Raw genomic sequence first — 18,710 nt, 5'->3', positions numbered from 1 at the left:
CAAACTCAAGCCGTTAATGACCTGCAGTTGTTTTTTTGGTACTTTGCAGCAGATACGCCAGCAGGTCATGCAATTGTTGCGGCGAGAGAATTTCCAGGAGATTGGCCGGCATCAACGACAGCGGCGACTGTTTCTGTTCGTCGATCTCATCCTTGGAAATCGTAAATTCCTTGCCTTTATTGTCGACGAACACCAGCACGGCCCCCTCTTCCCGGCGTTTCAGTCCGGAAAAGAGGCGTCCTTCATCCGTCAGAATCGTGGTTGTGCGGAAGTTAATATCCACTGACCGGTTCGGATCGAGCACATCTTCCAGCAACCGTTCGAGCCCGCGATTCCCAATCCCGTCTAACTGAGGACCGACCACAGCCCCCTTGCCTGCCAGTTGATGACAGACGGCACAGTTCTTTTCAAACACCGTCTTTCCATTTTCAAGCGAGATTTTAAAGGAGGGATGCGATTTCAAATGCGTGGCAATATTCTCCTGTGTCTTTTTCTCACGAGGCGGCAACGCACTGATTAATTTTTGCAGACGTTTTTTGAATTTCGGATCGGTCGCCTGCTGCAACTGATTCTGAATCCCCGGCTCGGTCAGCAATTGAGGTGAGACAATACCCTGCTCTGCATACGCCACCAGTTGTTCGGCTCCCTGCGGTTGCCTGGATAGCGTCTCCGCCAGTTGTGTCTGCAGGCGAGACGGATAGGTTTTAAAGGCCTGCTTCAGCAATGCATCGACCTGATCGGTGTCCTGCTTGATCACCGCATCGATCACGGCCGACTGAAACTGCCCGCTGACGGCTTCTCGGCTGGTTGGCAGCGGAAACAGCGGCAGAAATGCATCGGTCCCATCCAGCATCATCAAAGCCAGTGCCAGATGATTGCGGGCCCTCGGATCAAGTCGTTCCGCAGACAATAACACCGCCAGTGGCTCCCGGGCTGCGCCAATGCGAAAATCGCGTGCCAACTCTGCAGCAGCCGAAATGCGTTGGGCCTGTTGCTGCAAACCGATGCGGGGCACTTCGACGACAGCCGGTTGAAAACGCCCGACAGCCATCCAGGCATAAGCTCTGCCGGTATCACTGTCGACAATCTCCAGATAACCTTGCTCTCCCGCAACATCCTTTAGGTCCCAGCTGATTTTCTGCGCCAGGTCGTTGCGTGGCGCAGTGACTTGCTTGATCACACTCTGATCCGTGGATCGCTTCAATTGTACATAATTGAGACCATTGTTTGGTTGTTTGGGAAAACCGACATGTCCTGCGATAAAAAATTCCAGTTGGGCCGGAATCGTAAACGTCTGCGACACCAGACGGCCAGTCGACCGTTCTCCCGCGGGTAAGCTGCAGAAAAAAGGAGACGCCTTGTCTCCATCCGCAGACGCACGTTGCTGCACCGCCCAGGGATTGACATTGGTATTCTCATTTAATGAATAATTCACCCACTGCAGAGGCTGCTTGTCAATCGCTTTGAATAATTCTCCTGTCAGTACGACCGCCCAGTCAGACAGGGAATCATCGATCGATAGTCCCTTCTGTCGATATCCCTGCAGAACGGCTTTAATGATTTCGACCTGCAGATCGATGTTGCTCGCCAGTTTGGTCCGCGCTAGTAGAATTAACTCAGGCACTTTTTCCGCTGGTAAGTAACGAACAATGTGACGGAAGTAGCCGGGCAATTCCCCCTGATCGACCTGGTCTGATTTCAGATACTGAATCAAATACAGGGCCGCCTGTTCCGTAGGGACTGCCAGCGAAAGCTGCGCCAATTCGCGTCGTTGCGAAGAACTTAATGTGGACCAGTCCAACTGCTTGAAGACCTGCGAATCACGAATCTGCAACATCAACGCCCGCCGCACGACATACTCCAGATGATGGTCTTCCGCAGGTACCTTCTGCCGTAATGCAAATAACGGTTGAATATTGGCCAACTGGGGATGCAAGCCCAGCGCTTCGGCGGCCGCCCGTTGTACGAAGGCATTTTCATCTTCCAGTGCGCGTACCATCTGCAAGCGGTTCTGCTCGTTCCACGAAGCCTGTTCGGCAAGAATTTTTGCCGCATGAATCCGTACCAGTTCGGAGGGACTTGAAACAGCTTGCGAAATCAAATCATCCGACAACGCCCCCATTCTGAACAAGATCCACAACGCATGCACAACGATTGAAGGCTGTTTCGCTTCGACAACGGCGTGCTGCAACGGAGCAATCGCTGCTTCCCCTTTTTGATCCGAGAGATAATCGGTCACCAGCATCCGCGTCGTCAAATTCGCAGACCCCAGTAACTCAATTAATTGAGGGATTTTCAGTTTCGAATAATCGGTGTGCTTATGATCTTTGTCTTTCCGCACAATTCGCCAGATGCGGCCGCTATGACGGTCACGTCCCGGATGATCGAGGGGAACTTCATAGTGTCCAATAATTTTGTTGTAGAAGTCAGCCACATACAGTGCGCCGTCCGGACCGAGCCGCACATCGACGGGCCGAAACCAGGGATCGGTCGTCGAAAGAAAATCGGGCTCTTCTTTGGCAACAATCGTCGAGCCATGATACACGGGCGAATTGCGATTGATGCGACAGGTCATCACGTTGCCGCTAAAGAAATTGCCCTGATATTCATCCGGGAACTGTTCGCCGGAAATCACTTCCACGCCAGCAATCGCCGTCGAACCATGCAGGTGGTCCATCATCGGTTTGACAAATCCCAGGCCGTCGTCAGGCTTGCCGAAACTCGGATAGTAACCGCCGCGCAAGATCTGATAAATGGGTTTGGAGTGACAGTCCGCAGTAAACAGATTCCCTTTTTCATCGAAGGTTGAACCGAATGGGTTGACCTGTCCGTGTGTGAAATGTTCGATCCGCGAGCCATCGAGCCGCATCCGATACGTGTTCCCGGAATGCATTTCGATCTTGTGACCATCGCTGCCACTCACACTGGTCTGATTATTAAATCCATGATTCGCATAGAGCCAGCCATCGAATCCGCGCCGAAACGAATTGTTCATCCCGTGTGTATCACGCTCGAAACCCATCGGGCCAAACAGCTTCGTTACCTTGTCTGCTTTGTCATCGCCATCCGTATCTTCGTAAAACGATATATCAGGAATGCTGAAAGCGATCACACCGTTTTTGTACGGATACAGGCCGATCGGAATATTCAGGCCTTCCGCAAACGTGGTAATTTTGTCGGCCCGTCCATCGCCGGTGGTATCTTCAAGAATCTTGATCGTATCCTTTCCCTTGGTTCCCGGCTTAACGGGATAAGGGTATTCGCTGGAATCGGTAATCCAGAGGCGGCCTTTAATGTCAAACGCCATGTTCAACGGTTTTTGAATTGTGGGTTCCGCAGCCACCAGTTGAATTTCAAAACCATCAGGCAACGTGAATGCCTTCAAAGCATCTTCTGGTGAAAGCGGTTCGGTAGGGCGAATGAATTCCCGAAATGGATCTTTTTTTTGTGCATAAAGCGAGCCATTCGTAAACAGACAAAAGCCCATCGCCAGGAACAACAGGTAGAGCGCACCGGATGTTGGTTTCATTGTTGATTCACCTAAGGATAAGAAATGGAAAAAACCCGCCTGCTGTGTTCATTTTTTTATGAAACAACAGACGGGTTCAATCGTAAAGGATCAACCAGGAGGAATCAATCAGAACCTATTCAAGTTCTTTGATATAAACATTACGAAACTGCATTAAACTGCTGGCTGGGCTGAAGGTTCCATCTTTCCTCTTACCGCCATGATGCTGAAATGCGATCGGTCCCTTCTCAGGCACGTCAGGCAGTTGCGCATTTTCGAGTACCATCTTGTTGTTCAGAATGACCGTTAAACGATCTTTCACCATGATGATGATAAATTTATTCCACTCGCCCACAGGTTTGTCAGCGTTCACTTTCGGCGTCACACCGGCACGGACTTCAGGAGAGACACTTTGATTGCGGCGATACGAGTAAACTTCGCCGGAACCAAGAGGCCAGCACCAGATATTGACCTGGGCCTTCGGTGTACCCCGCAGATAAATACCGGAATCGGCGTTAGGCAATTCCACGGTAATGACTTTTCCATTCGCATCTTTTAGTTCCGAACCATCGGCCAATACGATCGGCACGTTGTACAAACCGGTGGTCTCTTTGATCCGCCATTCCAGACTCAGGATAAAATCGCCATACTCTTTTTCCGTCCAGAGATTTTTATCCCCTTTGGCTTCGCTCTGTGCATCATAGTCGATCACACCATCGACGACTTTCCAGTGCCCGTTATCCCCTTCGGGAACAACCCAGCCGGAAAAATCTTTACCGTTAAACAGGGATGTATAACCTGGATGCAAAATGTCCTCTGGTGATTTTTTGACAATCGCCCCATCAGAAATCGCACCGGCACGCTTCAGTTGTTTCTTTTGTCCAAAGACATCGGCCTGATTCAATACTGGTAATACAGCGAGCACGCACAGACTCAGTAATAATTTCTTAGCCCCCATTCTCATGGCTACCCTTTTCTCAAAAAAACAGTTTCTTAAATCAGCGTGCACCCGGTGCATACTGTGATTTTCATTGCATTTCATCCTACCGGATCAGGAATCGCCTTCCCACCCAAATACGCAACTTTGTTTATAGAATTCAGTGTATCTTTGTGTCATCAAACGAATTAGTGGCGAATGAAATTGATTTCCGCCCCCTCGCCGATTAACTTAAGAGGATGACCGGGAATCAGTCTATTCCACTCGTCTCACTTGACTTCGAAAGATTTCATTCATGCGCGCTCGTTCTTCCCAACTGGTTCGAAAGCTCTCTCTCCTGATCTGCTGCGGCTTGATCATCGCGATTCAATCCGGTTCCGGACTGTTCTCCGCTGAAGAAGCCAAAATCACTCCACAGGAGCAATTCTTCCTCCAGAAAATTCGCCCGCTGCTCGAACAAAAATGCCTCGGCTGTCACGGTAAAACGCCAGACGACATCAAAGGCGAATACATCATGCTGAACCGTGAAGCCCTGATCAAAGGGGGCGAATCGGGAGAGCCTGCCATCATCGTAGGGAAACCCGAACAGAGCGCGTTCTGGAATGCCGTCACCTGGAAAGACGAAAACATTCAGATGCCGCCCCAGGAACGCAACCGATTGAACGCCGCCGAAATTGCCGACTTGAAGCAGTGGATCACCGACGGCGCCGTCTGGTCCGATCGGAAACAGATTCCTCAAGATTCTCCAGCCGCTGCTAACACCGAAATCGTGATGTCCACTTCAGGCGGCCAGAGCCCGACCTGGACGGGCCGCACCTATCAGCCCGAAGATATCTGGGCCTATCAACCCATCCAGCGCCCGGCGGTTCCCTGGAATGCACTTGCGACCAAGCAACCCGGCGAGCGGCATCCGATCGACGCCTTCATTCAACAAAAGCTCCAGCAGAAACAACTCGTCTCGTCAAAACCGGCCGACCGCAAAACTCTGCTGCGTCGGGCGACCTACGATCTAACCGGACTTCCGCCAACGGCTAAGCAGGTCAAAGAATTCACATCCTCGGACGAGAATACGGCCTGGTCATCATTCATCAAACGCCTGCTGCAAACGCCGCAATACGGTGAGCAGATGGCGCAAATGTGGATCGACGTCGTGCGCTACGCCGACACCAGCGGTTTCGCGAACGATTACGAACGCCCCAACGCCTGGCGCTACCGCGATTACCTCGTCCGCAGTTTCAACGCCGATAAACCATACGATCGCTTCATCATCGAACAACTGGCGGGCGATGAACTGGCCCCGGAAGATCCGGAAATGCTATTCGCCACCGGCTTTCTGCGCAGCGGCCCCTGGGAACATACGGGCATGAGCGTCGCCGCCGTCACTCGTCAGCTCTTTCTGGACGACATCACCCAGAGTGTCGGCGTCAGCTTCCTGGCACACAGTTTTCGTTGTGCGAAATGCCACGATCACAAATTCGATCCCGTCCCCACCCGCGATTACTACCGCATTCAAGCCGTCTTCGCTCCGGTCCAGTTTGCTGACCGCAAAGTCCCCTATCAGTCGTATGAAAATATTTCCGGCTTCGCGGAAATGAAGGTCCGCACGGAAAAATTAATCGCAGAAACCCGCGCCGAACAAGAGAAATTCAAACAGAAAACCAACGCCGCCATCCAAGCCTGGCTCAAAAAAGAAGGCTTTAAAAACCTGAAAGAAGTCGCCGCCGACAAACGGCCGCCACTGCGCTGGTTTGGCTTAACCGAACTGGAAAAAAGCAAACTCAAAATCAATAACAAACGCATCGACTATTTCGAGCGGGAACTCAAACGCTACGAACCGTACGCCTTCAGTGTGTATAACGGCCCCTCCAATAATTATCGCTCGACAAAAGCCGTCAATCTTATCCCGGGTCCAAAGAAACGACAGGGAGAAATTGAACAGACCTTCATCCTCGCCGGCGGTGCCATCACCGCACCCACAGAAAAAGTCACGCCGGGCGTGCTGAGTGCCGTCGCAGGTTCGAATAATGTCAAAGAACCCAATGCCTGGAATACAATTCCCCACTCCCGGGAAGGCCGCCGTCTGGCACTGGCCCGCTGGATCGCCAGTTCGAATAATACGCTGACCGCACGCGTGATCGTGAATCGCATCTGGCAGATGCATTTCGGCACCGGACTGGTCGCCACGCCGAATAACTTCGGTCAAAAAGGAGCCAAGCCATCGCACCCCGAACTGCTGGACTGGCTCGCGACCTGGTTTATGGATCATGGATGGTCAATCAAAAAGCTGCACCATCTGATCATGACGTCCAATACCTATCAGCAGAGCAGTCATCCCGTCGACTCGGAACAGGCCCAGGCAAAAGATCCGAGCAATCAATGTCTGTCGCACTTCCCGACCCGCCGCATGACCGCCGAGCAAATCCGCGATTCCCTGCTCTTTATCACAAACGAACTCAATCCGGAAATGGGAGGCCCCGGCGTCTTTCCCGAAATCAACTGGGAAGTCGCTCTGCAACCCCGGCACATTATGGGTTCGGTCGCCCCCGCTTATCAGCCAATGCCGCGCCCCGAGCAACGCAATCGGCGTACTCTCTACGCGTTCCGTTATCGCACGCTCTCCGACCCGATGCTCGAAGTTTTCAATCGACCGGGAAGCGAGTCATCCTGTGAACGCCGCGATGAAACGACGGTCACTCCACAAGCGTTTGCTCTGTTCAACGGACAATTCACCCACGACCGCGCGATTGCTTTGGCGCATAAGATAAAGCAGGAAACAAAATCAAATCCGGAAGCCATCCGACGAATCTTCCAGGCGATCGTGCTGCGAACTCCGGAACCGGCCGAGTTAACCGTCACGCTCAAGCACGTCAAAGATATGCAGAACTATCACCTGGCGCATCCGCCACAAAAAGTCCCACTGCCCCGTGAAGTCAAACGGGAAATGATCGAAGAATTAACGGGCGAGTCATTTGCCTGGACCGAAAAACTGGATCTGACAGACAACTACGTTCAGGATTTAAAACCCTGGGACGTCGATGCCGAAACCCGCGCCCTGGCGGAACTCTGTCTTGTTCTGATGAATTCCAACGAATTTATTTATTTGCGATAAGAATCCCATGCACCGATTACAACGACGCGATTTTCTGTACGGCATGAGTGCCAGCCTCGGCACCGTGGCGCTGAACGCACTACTCCAGGCGGAAGAAAAACCGGCACCGAAATCGCCCAATCCGGTTTTAGAAAAACCGTTGGCCCCCCGCGATCCGCATTTCAAGCCCCGTGCCAAAGCTTGCATTTTTCTGTTCATGGAAGGGGGACCGAGCCATATTGATACGTTCGACCCCAAGCCGGCTCTGGAAAAACTGCACCTCAAAGAGTTCGTTCGCGAAGACAAACAGGTCTCCGCGATGGCCAGCGGCAAACGGTATTACATCAAAAGCCCGTTCAAGCATCGACAGGCAGGCGAATCGGGGATTTCACTTTGCGAACACTTTTCGCATCTCTCAGAAGTCGCCGATGATCTCTGCGTGTATCACGGACTGCAGGCAGAATCAATCAACCACCCCACTGCCTGCTACCACATGAATACCGGTAATCGCTTCGGCGGCGATCCGGCGATCGGCTCCTGGATGACCTACGGCCTGGGTACCGAAAATCAGAATCTGCCCGCGTTCATTGTACTTCCTGAAGTCGCCTATCCTCAGGGAGGTTCTGCCAACTGGTCGAACGGTTTTTTGCCCGCTTATTTTCAGGGAACCGCCCTGCGTTCCAAAGGATCGCCGATTCTCGATTTGAATCACCCCGCCCATGTCACGCGTGAGACACAACGCAAAAATCTGGACCTGCTCGCCAAACTAAATCAGGCCGACATGCAACGTCATCCGCACGAAGATCTGCTCGCTGCCCGCATGGAATCGTACGAACTGGCCTTCCGTATGCAGGCACAGGTCCCCGATATCATCAATCTGGACAAGGAGACGCAGCAGACCCAGGAAATGTACGGTCTCGGACAATCGGAAACCGATAGCTTTGGCAGACGTTGTCTATTGGCGAGGAAACTGGTTGAAGAAGGGGTCCGCTTTGTTCAAATCTATGCCGCCGGCTGGGATTCACACGACTTTCTGGATCGCTCTCATAAAGCCCGCATGAAGGCCGTTGATCAACCGATCGCCGCCCTCTTGAAAGATTTGAAAGAGCGAGGCTTATTAGATGAAACGCTGGTCGTCTGGACGGGCGAATTTGGTCGCTCTCCCGATAACGGCATCCGCAGCGGCAGACAGGCTGCGGGCCGTGATCATAATGCGAAAGGCATGGCACTCTGGATGGCTGGAGGCGGCGTCAAAGCCGGTCATCGCATCGGTGCGACCGACGAAATCGGCGATCACGCGGTCGAAGTCGTCAATCCAATCCGAAACCTGCATGTCACTCTGGAACACATCATGGGCCTGGATGACAACCAGCTCACCTATTTCCATGAAGGCCGCTTCAAAGTCCTCAGTCAAACCGGCGGCGCCGTGATCAAAGAACTGCTGGGGTAATGTGTCATCACTCTTGAACCAGTGATTTCACCATCTTCACATGCGGAATGGAGACCGCTAAGAATTCGTCCCCTTCTTTTTTATAATCCAGTTTTTCATAAAAGCCGACGGCCGTCGATCGTGCTTCCAACTCAAGTGACTTCACTCCCTGCTGCTTAAGATCGAGTTCCATATTTCGTAAAAGCTGCCTGCCAGTTCCCTGGTTTTGATATTCGACAGCAACCGCCATTTGACGGATTTTTGCTTTCTCCGGAGTCACAGGTACCGCCAGCGCACAGGCCACAACCCGGTCTTCTTCAATCATGCCATAATGTCGATATGCAGATTCCGCTGCCAGATCCTCTGCGAATAAATCCAATCCCAGCGGCCTGCGGAGTAATTCATGACGAAGTTGGCACGCCTGGTCATACCTGTCGGATCGAAATGGAATCCGTTCAAATTTCATCAATCATTCTTTCCACGTTCATGATTCGAAATGGCAGGCTGCGATTCCTGACCGATATCAGTGACGATGATCCGGGCCTTTTGTAAATGATGGACGCCGCGCCAGAGATGATAACTGATCCGGCTCAGCCAGCGATACGCGTCTAACTGCCCCAGCAACACATCGAAATCAGCGCCGGTTCTCGCGGCCGCCTCAGTAAATTGCCGTCGGGTTGATTTCTGATTCTTGTCCAGCTCCAACCAGAAGTGTTCTAAAGGCTGTTCATCCAAAACAAAGGAACGGTCCTGCAAATCGGTTTCTGTTCGTGCGATCAGAGCCGTCAGTTGATCGGCGATTTCAGCGAGCTGTTCAACTTTGCGGGTTGCTTTCAGGCGTTCCAGATCCTGATAGCGTCTCATCAAACGTTCGATATGATCGAGCGCTAAGACCACTTCCTGATAACAGCGCAATGTCTCCGCATCCGATTCTGAAATGTTAATCCGTCTCAAATAATCAGACGTGGTTTCCAGCGTCGATTGATACTGTTTCAGTTCGTCCTGAATTACATCGGTATCCAATTCAGACGTAAACAAACGATGGTATACCGCCAAAACGCGCTGAAACACATCCACCAGCGTCGAACGGGACGCTTCGATGGCCACGTTGGGATTCTGAATCAAAGACTCTTCCAGTCGTTCCGTCTGATCATTGACGGCTTCCGGGACCAGACGCGTGATCACGCGGGCGAACTGCCCGGTAAACGGAATGATTAACATCACTCCCAGAAAATTGAACAGTGAATGAAAAGCAACCAGCGCGATTTCCGGTGAGAGCTCCTGCCCCTGGTTCAGATAGTCATTCCAAAACCAGATATAAACGGGCAAAAGAAAATAGGCTCCGATCGCCGTCACCACATTATAGAACACATGCGCAAAACCGGTTCGCCGGGCTGCCACCGATCCTCCCAAAGCCGCTAGCAACGCGGTAAACGTCGTTCCTACATCAAAGCCAATCACCATCGCCCCCGCTTGCGCGAGTGAAATCGTTCCGGTATGAACCGCAGTCAAGGCCATCGCCACGCCGGCACTGGAAGACTGCGTCACCAGCGTAATTGCCACACCGATCAAAACCAACATCAGTCGCCCCGTCCAGGTATCCTGTGGAAAATTCTGTGGCGTGATTCCATTGGCCAGACCCGCCATTCCCCCCTGCAGACTGTCGATGCCAATAAAAATCACACCAAAACCGGCCAACGCCAGACCAGCAGCCGCGATTCGCTTCCGTGCAAACAGATTCAAGATGACCCCGAACAGGACCAAGGGATAGGCGAGTATACCGAGTTTGAATTGAAAACCGAAGATCGCGACGATCCAGCCGGTGATCGTCGTTCCCAGATTCGCGCCGAAAACGATCCCCAATGATTGCGACAGTGTCAGCAAACCCGCACCCGCAAAACCGACGGCAGTAACCGTCGTCGCACTGGAAGACTGCAGAATTGCCGTGACAACAGCACCGGTTGCAATTCCCGATGGAAGGCTCGTGGTAAACCGCGCGATCATGCGTCGAATCGTATCGCCGGCCAGCTCTTTCAGGCCCGTCGTCAGAATGACCATGCCCAGCAGGAACAGCCCCAGGCCGCCAATCGAATTGAGTATCCCAGAATCCATGAAACTTCCGCAGGTGCATTGACTCATCAGTAAATCAGATGCGTAACCATCTGACAGCAAACAGCTTTCATTCTACCACAAAGTCAGATGATTGACACTGTTTCTCTGAGTCTTCCTCTTACCAGGCAGTCCAGCCACCATCCACCAGAAGATTCTGACCGGTGATATAGCTGCTGGCATCGCTGGCCAGAAACACCGCGGCCCCTTTCAATTCAGACGGTTTGCCCATCCGACCCATCGGGCTATGTTCACTCAATCGCGCGGCCAATCCGTCTGGCGCTGCCTCGGAAGGAAACGGCCCGGGGCTCAGACAGTTCACACGGACATTATCTTTCGCCCAATAGACGGCCAGATGCCGCGTCTGATGAATCAGGCCCCCCTTCATCGTGTGATACGCGACCGGGCTGGCATTACAGATTCCCTCATACGCCTCAGGGTATGAGCCCACCACACCATACATCGAACCGATCATAATCACACAACCGGCGGCCTGACGTTCGACAACATGATCCCGCAGTTTCCGCGCCAGCAGAAAATACCCGGTCGCATTCTGCAGATGCCGGGAAAACGCGTCCGCGGTCACACTCCGCCAGTCCTCACCCACCGGATCATTTCCGTTGTTGACCAGCACATCAATCTGTCCCGCCGCTTTGACTGCGTTGGCAAATCCTTCGTCAATGGACGCCTCCTGCATATGGTCCAGTGCGACGCCGAGATGATTTACCTGATGCGGATCGGGTAGTTCGCTGGCCGTCTGCTCTGCACGACTTCGATCGCGGCTACTGATCACCAGCCGTGCTCCCGCTTCCGCCAGTCCCCGCGCCATCGCGCCCCCCAGATAACCACTGGCCCCGGAAATGAGCACGGTTTTGCCTTTAAGATCAAATAGCTGCTGGACCGTTGGTTCGTCTGTCGGTTTCATAGATTCGTCTGTCACTTTTTCAGTTATATTCAGTTAGAAATATAATGTGCCGGCTCGATCCAGGATCGCTGTTCCACGGAATCCAGAATCGACAGATTTACTGCCAGTGTCTGTGCTCCCTCCTCCAGCGAGCAGAGTGGCGGACAGAAACCGTCCAGATAATCCAGAAACGCACTCGCCTGCCTTTGGAAAAGTGTATCCCGTTCGAGCGTTTCCTGATACCCGACTTGCCACTCCGAATCGGGTTCGGTAATCCAGCGAAACCAGCTTTTCTGGTATTCAAACCGTAACATGCCCCGCTCACAAATCACCGTCATACTCGACTCATTCGCCGGCTGATGCTGGTTCAGTGTGAAACTGCCCATCACGTTCCCCTGCCTGGTGATGACGTGCACGGTATCTTCGACATCCACACCTTCCAATACCTGATGCGAAAAATCAGCCACCAGCGCATTGACGGGGCCGACCAGATATTCGCCGGCATTCATCGAATGGGTGAGCGCATCTTGAACGGCGCCGCCTCCGGTCTCGCGGGATTTGTAATAAATGTCGCGATAAGCGGGTCGGTACGTGGGAAAGTTCTGTCCTGAAACCACCACCAACTCAACCGGCTTGCCATATTTCCCCGAGTCCAGCGCGGCCTTCATCGCCGCCAGCGCCGGGTGCGCCCGATAGACATAAGCAATCGCCGCCTTCTTCTGCTTTTGCTGAAGCAAATTCTGCAGTTCGCTGATGCCTTTGAAATTCGTGCTCAACGGTTTTTCGATCAACAGATCCAGACCTGCTTCCACCGCACGTGTAGAAACATCAATATGCAAATGCGCGGGCGTCGCGATCACGGCACAATCATGCGGATCAGCCAAAGCCATATCAAGGTCGGCGTACTGTCTTTCCACTCCATATTGGGCGGCGATCTTCTCGCGCAAATCAGCATTCAATTCGCAGATCGAAACATCCACGCGATCCGTCGCCTGAAAACAACGCAAATGCCGCTCGCCAATGGAACCCACGCCCACCACCAGTAATCGTCTTTGGTCCGTCATACTTCGCTATTCTTCTGGAAATGAGGAATCAATGAGCCGCTGTCCCTATTAAAAAAACTCCGGAAAGAACCGTCTATGCTGCAGCGCCCCTTTCCGGAGAATCTTTTTCAAACTACTGTGACCAGTCTTACTTGAACTGCAACGAATACAGGTCGGCGTCTTTCATGACAAAGCGCAGACGAACCGGTTTGCCGCTTAAGGACTTCAAATCTTTGCCCCCCTTCCACGTCACAATCCGATTTACTTCATTGCCAATTTGCTCACGGGAATCAGCGAGCGTAAACCCGGGAATCGGCTTACCATTTTCATCTTGAATTTCCACTTTAATGCCACCCGCCGCCGAAGTGGAAAAGTTAATCGACAATTCAGAACCGTCAAAAATCAGCGGTTTCGTAATCAATTCCCCCCCGGCATAATCGGCTCGCACCGATGCAAAACCATCCAGACGCATCGAGTAGCGGCGTAAATGGGCCGTCGGCTGAGCATAATCCTGATTCACATACACCGACATTTCCGCCGGACCGGTTTGCACCACATTCAAGGCAGGATAATTCGTCCGGGAAACCCAGTTTTGTGCGCCAATCCCCCCCGTGATAAATCCACTCAAAAAGGTTCGTTGGTATGTATTATCGCCACGCGTCGTCATCAGAATCGCATCGGAGGTATCTTTGAAATAGCGCGGATGCACGCCAATTTCCTTCGCTTGTGCATCCGTCAACACCTGACGCCCCGGCATAAACCGCGCTGCCACAGCCAGATAGATGTGAGGCGCACGGAAATAAGGGTGCGTCTGATTGGTATAAAGATGCTCGATCGGTGCTTTCTCTCCTCGTGATGTGTATTCCATTAAGACCGGGGGAGACCAGTGAATGAAATCATCACTCTCCGTCCGTGCGATGCGCCGAATCTTATCTTTAAAGACTCGAAAATAGCTGATGTACTTTTTCTCGACCGGAGACCAGAACGCCACATTCTGTGAATCGAACATGTATGGAAACGGCACCATCTTCTTGGGGATGACCGCGCCGGCAGGATGCTGTTTCCAATGAATCCCATCGGGTGACGTAAACGCGACCAGGCCACTTCCCATCGTGCCACCCAATGCCTTATAGCGTTCTGCCTGGGGAACACCGGGCCGCGTATCCAGAAAGGGTGAGAAGTTATGTGTCATCGGTGCTGCATCAGCCAGGATAATATTGTTCTTCTTGAACCCCGCCTTTTCAAACATCGAAAATTCGGGCTTGGTCCAGTTCACGCCATCTTTCGATTCCGCGTAGCAATAGACTTCCCCGACATCGCCGTCCGCTCCGGCACTTGGTCGCCCGCGGTAATAGGCGCGGTACAAATCGCCGTCTTTGATCACAGTACAATATCCGCAAAACAACCCTTCCCAGGGTTTGTCGAACTTCAAAACGATGCCTTCATCCACCGGATGATGCAATCGCAGTTCGGCTCCCTTCAATTGATCAATCAGATAATCATCGACGAATAATTCCCGCTGATCGCCAATCTCAAGTGGCTTCATTTCCCCCGCCTGCAGCGCGGGCGCTTCGAGAATTCCCAGTAACGCAAGTAGCACCAGCATCAGTTGTTTCATTTGAATCCCCTCTGAGTGTGACGAAAGACATCTTGTATTCATTATTTAGATACTACAGCACTAAATCAGACTTTAACACGTGATTCAGCGATACAAATTGATTGACAACATGCAAACAACTTGTATCATAATTAAATACAAGTAACGCACTTTGAATCAGATTTCAAGCGAAATCTGATTTCTTTTCGATTTGAATCCACACACTCCTGCCATTCCACAGGGGACCTTAATGTCATTACTCGCACAATCCGGCAAACAGCGTCCTAAATACATGCTGCTCGTCGATCAATTGATTCAGAAAGTGACTGCGGGAGAAATCCGCCCGGGCGAGGCACTCCCTTCGGAACATCAACTCTGCGATACTTATCAACTGGCGAGAACCACAGTCCGTAACGCGATGCAGCTCCTGGAAGAACAGGGTTGGATCACACGCATTCACGGCAAAGGCTCGTTTGTCAGCACCAACCCACCACTGCCGGTCTCCAAACCGCTCGATATCTTTGCCTTTGTCCTTCCGGAAACGCGAACGGGATATTATCCCTCTTTGCAACGAAGTTTCGAACAGGCGGCCGCGCTCACCCAGAATCAGGTTCTCGTCTGCTGCACGGAAAACAAAGTCGACATGCAAGGTAATACGATCCTGCAACTGATTGACAAACACGTGTCCGGCGTGGCCCTCGTCCCGGCTACCGTTCCCGCAACGCCCGCGTATCAAGTTCGTCAACTACAGCAGCACGGCATCCCGGTTGTCTTCTGTCACAGACAGGTCGAAGGTGTTCAGGCACCACTGCTCTCGATCCCCTTTCGAGACGTCGGTCTACTGGCTGGTCAGACTCTGCTCAAACAGGGGCATCGTTCGGTCGCTATGTTCTCTCCCCATCGGGCGACCGCGTCAATTGAGTACGAGGCCGGCTTGCGCGAGGCACTCGAATCTCATGAATCGCCCTGCCCGGAACCGTTTATTTTTCATGGCCCCAGCGCGCAACTGCATCCCATCGATTACGAACAGGAACTGCTGGCGACGTTAGAAGCGATGTTCCAGCGACCTGAACCGTCGACAGCGATCTTTGCCACCTTCGATTCACTGGCCGAGCTGATTTATCTCCTCTTGGGAAAGCTGGGCAAGCGCGTGCCCGAAGATGTCTCCCTGCTCGGATTCGGTGGCACCGTCCGCCACGGCGCGATTCAAAGCCGACTCTCCTCGATCACCGTCGACGAAATCGCCATCGGACAGAAAGCAGCTGAACTGCTGACATTGATGAAACAGGGAACACTTCCCATCGACACCGCAGAAGTCTTTCCGATGCCCATTAATGTCAGCATTGGAGAAACACTGGCGCCACCCCCAAAACAACAGCGCAAGTAATCACCGCCTGAATTTAACAACAATGCAGGACCAACAACATGATGCCCACACTCACGCAGAAAAATACAACACAAAGTAAATATCATAGTATCCTCTTGCTGTTGATTCTCTCCGTTTGCGCAGTGTCTCCCCCCGCTTTACACGCAGAAGAACAGAACACGCTCCAACAAAAACTGGCCGCCCTGCCTCAACCCTGGCAGAATAAATTGCATCGGCTGACACTCAAAGAGTACACGGAAACCCTGAAATACTGGGAAGAAACGAATCCCGACTGGGTCCAGGTCGACCGCATCGGCGTCACCCTTGAAGGCATCCCGATTCCGATGCTGAAAATCACAGATCAGAAAGTCGACGACAAGTCGAAACAGATCTGCCTGATGACGGCCCTGCATGGCGGCCCCGAACGCAGCGGCACAACCGCCGTCCTGCACTTTATCGAATGGCTCACCAGCGATGATCCGGCTGCAAAGGAAACACGCAAAAACCAATTGCTGTTAATCATTCCCATCATCAACCCCTATGCCTATTTTGAAACCGATCGTTTTGGCAACTCACAGAAGATCGATCCCTATACCGGGGGAGGCACCAACAACTGGGACCTGAAAACACTGCAGTTCAAACACCCTGAAAAATCTCCCGAAGTGATGGCGGTCCTCTCCGTGATGGATCAATTCCAGCCGGACGTGCACGTGGACGTGCATGGCACCGGGCTCCAGGAATACGCGCCCGATCAACTCGGCTCCCGCGAACGCTATCGCGGCCAGACCATGTTTGAAGTGACAGGCTCAGCTTACTCAAACGTCTCGCTGCGTCCCTGGGACTGGCGGATTACCGAAGCCATTAACGAGGCAGGCACCAACGCCGGCTATGGCTACGATCGCTTTGAAGCAGACGCCCAACGACTCTACTGGGGACAGGCACTGACGGCGCTCTCCAAAAAACTCTGGCTGGGACGCCCCAATTTTTACACCGCCCATTATGGATACGCCCGCTACCACACCATGGTCATGGCGTTGGAAGTTGGCTGGGAACAAAGTGGCGTCGCGCGGCTCAAAGCGCTCATGAATATCGGAAACAAAAAATGGAAGGGGGAATACTTTCCCGGTTACCCCGTCAATCGGCTCCAGGGTTACATTGGCCATTTCGTCAGTGCCTGGGGAACCACAGCCAAAGCCCGTCGACAAAGCCGCGTCGAACTCTGGCAGAAACAACCTTATTTTTCGCAAGCACTCCTCTACCCGCAAACCGCCGGCAGAGAGACTTACTTCGTCGCGACGTCCGCCAAAAGCGCCGCACTGTTGTCAGCAGACACTTCGGAATTTCTCGAAAACATCAAACCGATTCCCGCTGTCGATCAGAGCGCGCTCAAAGCGATTATTGAAGCTGGCCCGGAGATCAAAATCGCCGTCAGCAAAGGCCACACCGCGACCGAAGCAGAAACGCCCCTTGAAAACGGCGTCTCGTTTCAAATGCGCATCCCGTATCGCAATCCTGATCTGGTTGACATTCGTCTGAATGGTCACCTGCTGGAAAAAAGTGCGACCGACGGCTATCTCGCCTGGTACGGAGACGGCTTCACTCACGTACAAGTCAATATCCCGCCCGAAACATCGAAAGTCAATGACCTCTACATCATCACCTGCCTCTACAATCCACGCGAACAAAGATCGTACGGCTGGAAACCGCCGCAGGCAGTCAGGGAACGAATCAAACAGAACACGGACTAATACAAACTCTATTCACAACATAAAGGAACTGACCATGAAAAAAGCCGCGCCGCTGATGGCAGCACTCTTACTGATTCTTAATTCATCCGCGCTCCTGAAAGCAGAGAAACCGGTTGAACTGAAACTGGAAAGTGTTCAAAAGATCTGGGATAAGGATCCCCACAACGCTTTTACCGGACTCACGCGTTTCAAAGATCAATGGTTCTGTGTTTTCCGAACCGGCAAAAAACACGTTTCTGCCGATGGTGCCTTGCAGGTCCTTTCATCCAAAGACGGGAAAACGTGGAAACCGGTTGCCCGCATCACCTCGGAGACCGCGGATCTGCGCGATGCCAAAATCGCCGTCACTCCCCAGGGGCAGCTCATGTTGAGTGGTGCCGCTGCCCTGCATCAGCCTGCTGCCATGCGCCACCAGTCCATGACCTGGTTTTCCGATGATGGCACGCACTGGTCCAAAGGACATAAAATCGGCGATCCCAACATGTGGCTCTGGGGCATGAGATGGAACGACGGAAACGTGTATAGCATCGGTTATCATACCGGCAAAAAAGGCCCCCGATTCACTCGACTCTATAAAAGCAAAGACGGCAAACAATATGAAACTGTCGTCGATAAACTCCACGACAAAGGTTACACCAACGAAAGTTCGCTCGTCTTCACCAAGGACAAAACCTGTTACTGCCTGCTCAGACGTGATGGAAAAGGCGCCACTGGTCTGCTCGGCACTTCCAAACCACCCTACACGGACTGGCAGTGGAAAGATCTCGGCGTGAAAATCGGGGGACCAGAACTCTTCCAGCTCACCGAACTACTAGAACTCCCCAGTGGCGGCGACACCAGCTACGCCAACATGGTCCTGCACGATGGCCTGTTGAACGTCAGTTACTATTCCAGCCACGAAGGAAAAACATCCATTTACTTTGCGAAAGTCAGTTATAAATAACGCTGATATTGCGCCAGAGGCCTGCACAAGAAACAGGG

Annotated in this window: 12 protein-coding genes; 5 read left to right on the top strand and 7 right to left on the bottom strand. The window is 52.5% G+C overall.

The features are described 5' to 3' along the window. Positions 1–13: 13 nt before the first annotated feature. Entirely contained in the window at positions 14–3,529 is a 3,516-nt protein-coding gene (locus Pan241w_RS07005; protein ID WP_145212948.1) for a PVC-type heme-binding CxxCH protein, read from the bottom strand. A gap of 115 nt (positions 3,530–3,644) precedes the next feature. Next, the gene (locus Pan241w_RS07000; RefSeq protein WP_198000365.1) at positions 3,645–4,472 is read right to left on the bottom strand and encodes a 3-keto-disaccharide hydrolase; all 828 of its coding nucleotides are present in this window, start codon (positions 4,470–4,472) and stop codon (positions 3,645–3,647) included. A gap of 268 nt (positions 4,473–4,740) precedes the next feature. Between Pan241w_RS07000 and Pan241w_RS06995 the strand changes: the two genes are divergently transcribed. Next, entirely contained in the window at positions 4,741–7,554 is a 2,814-nt protein-coding gene (locus tag Pan241w_RS06995) for a PSD1 and planctomycete cytochrome C domain-containing protein (protein ID WP_145212942.1), read from the top strand. A 7-nt stretch (positions 7,555–7,561) separates the two neighbouring features. Then, complete coding sequence (locus Pan241w_RS06990) at positions 7,562–8,983, top strand: DUF1501 domain-containing protein (protein WP_145212939.1); 1,422 nt, start codon at positions 7,562–7,564, stop codon at positions 8,981–8,983. Positions 8,984–8,990: 7 nt separating this feature from the next. Here Pan241w_RS06990 and Pan241w_RS06985 read toward each other — a convergent pair whose 3' ends face one another. The 5 genes from Pan241w_RS06985 to Pan241w_RS06965 all read right to left on the bottom strand — a co-directional run bounded on the left by Pan241w_RS06985 (position 8,991) and on the right by Pan241w_RS06965 (position 14,636). Next, positions 8,991–9,428 (bottom strand): GNAT family N-acetyltransferase, encoded by a 438-nt coding sequence (locus tag Pan241w_RS06985; protein WP_145212936.1) that lies wholly within the window; start codon positions 9,426–9,428, stop codon positions 8,991–8,993. Then, the gene (locus Pan241w_RS06980) at positions 9,428–11,074 is read right to left on the bottom strand and encodes a Na/Pi cotransporter family protein (protein WP_198000364.1); all 1,647 of its coding nucleotides are present in this window, start codon (positions 11,072–11,074) and stop codon (positions 9,428–9,430) included. The genes Pan241w_RS06985 and Pan241w_RS06980 overlap by 1 nt, the downstream gene beginning before the upstream one ends. Before the next feature lie 118 nt (positions 11,075–11,192). Next, entirely contained in the window at positions 11,193–11,996 is an 804-nt protein-coding gene (locus Pan241w_RS06975; RefSeq protein ID WP_145212931.1) for an SDR family NAD(P)-dependent oxidoreductase, read from the bottom strand. 29 nt (positions 11,997–12,025) lie between these two features. Beyond that, positions 12,026–13,039 carry a Gfo/Idh/MocA family protein gene (locus Pan241w_RS06970; RefSeq protein ID WP_145212928.1) on the bottom strand — a complete coding sequence of 338 codons (1,014 nt, stop codon included), beginning with the start codon at positions 13,037–13,039 and terminating at the stop codon, positions 12,026–12,028. A 127-nt stretch (positions 13,040–13,166) separates the two neighbouring features. Continuing rightward, complete coding sequence (locus tag Pan241w_RS06965; protein WP_145212925.1) at positions 13,167–14,636, bottom strand: glycoside hydrolase family protein; 1,470 nt, start codon at positions 14,634–14,636, stop codon at positions 13,167–13,169. A 229-nt stretch (positions 14,637–14,865) separates the two neighbouring features. Here Pan241w_RS06965 and Pan241w_RS06960 point away from each other — a divergent pair, with 229 nt between their 5' ends. The 3 genes from Pan241w_RS06960 to Pan241w_RS06950 are packed head-to-tail and all read left to right on the top strand — an operon-like array spanning position 14,866 to position 18,672. Next, positions 14,866–16,002, top strand: a complete 1,137-nt coding sequence (locus Pan241w_RS06960) for a GntR family transcriptional regulator (RefSeq protein WP_145212922.1) — start codon at positions 14,866–14,868, stop codon at positions 16,000–16,002. 38 nt (positions 16,003–16,040) lie between these two features. Then, a complete protein-coding gene (locus Pan241w_RS06955) occupies positions 16,041–17,729 on the top strand; it encodes a M14 family zinc carboxypeptidase (RefSeq protein WP_145212919.1) in 1,689 nt (562 codons plus the stop codon). Between the two features lie 34 nt (positions 17,730–17,763). Further along, positions 17,764–18,672 carry a sialidase family protein gene (locus tag Pan241w_RS06950; protein ID WP_145212915.1) on the top strand — a complete coding sequence of 303 codons (909 nt, stop codon included), beginning with the start codon at positions 17,764–17,766 and terminating at the stop codon, positions 18,670–18,672. Positions 18,673–18,710 lie beyond the last annotated feature (38 nt).

Source organism: Gimesia alba, assembly GCF_007744675.1.
Lineage (GTDB): Bacteria > Planctomycetota > Planctomycetia > Planctomycetales > Planctomycetaceae > Gimesia > Gimesia alba.
Note: the sequence above shows the minus strand (reverse complement) of the source record. Positions and strands in the feature narration are given on the sequence as shown.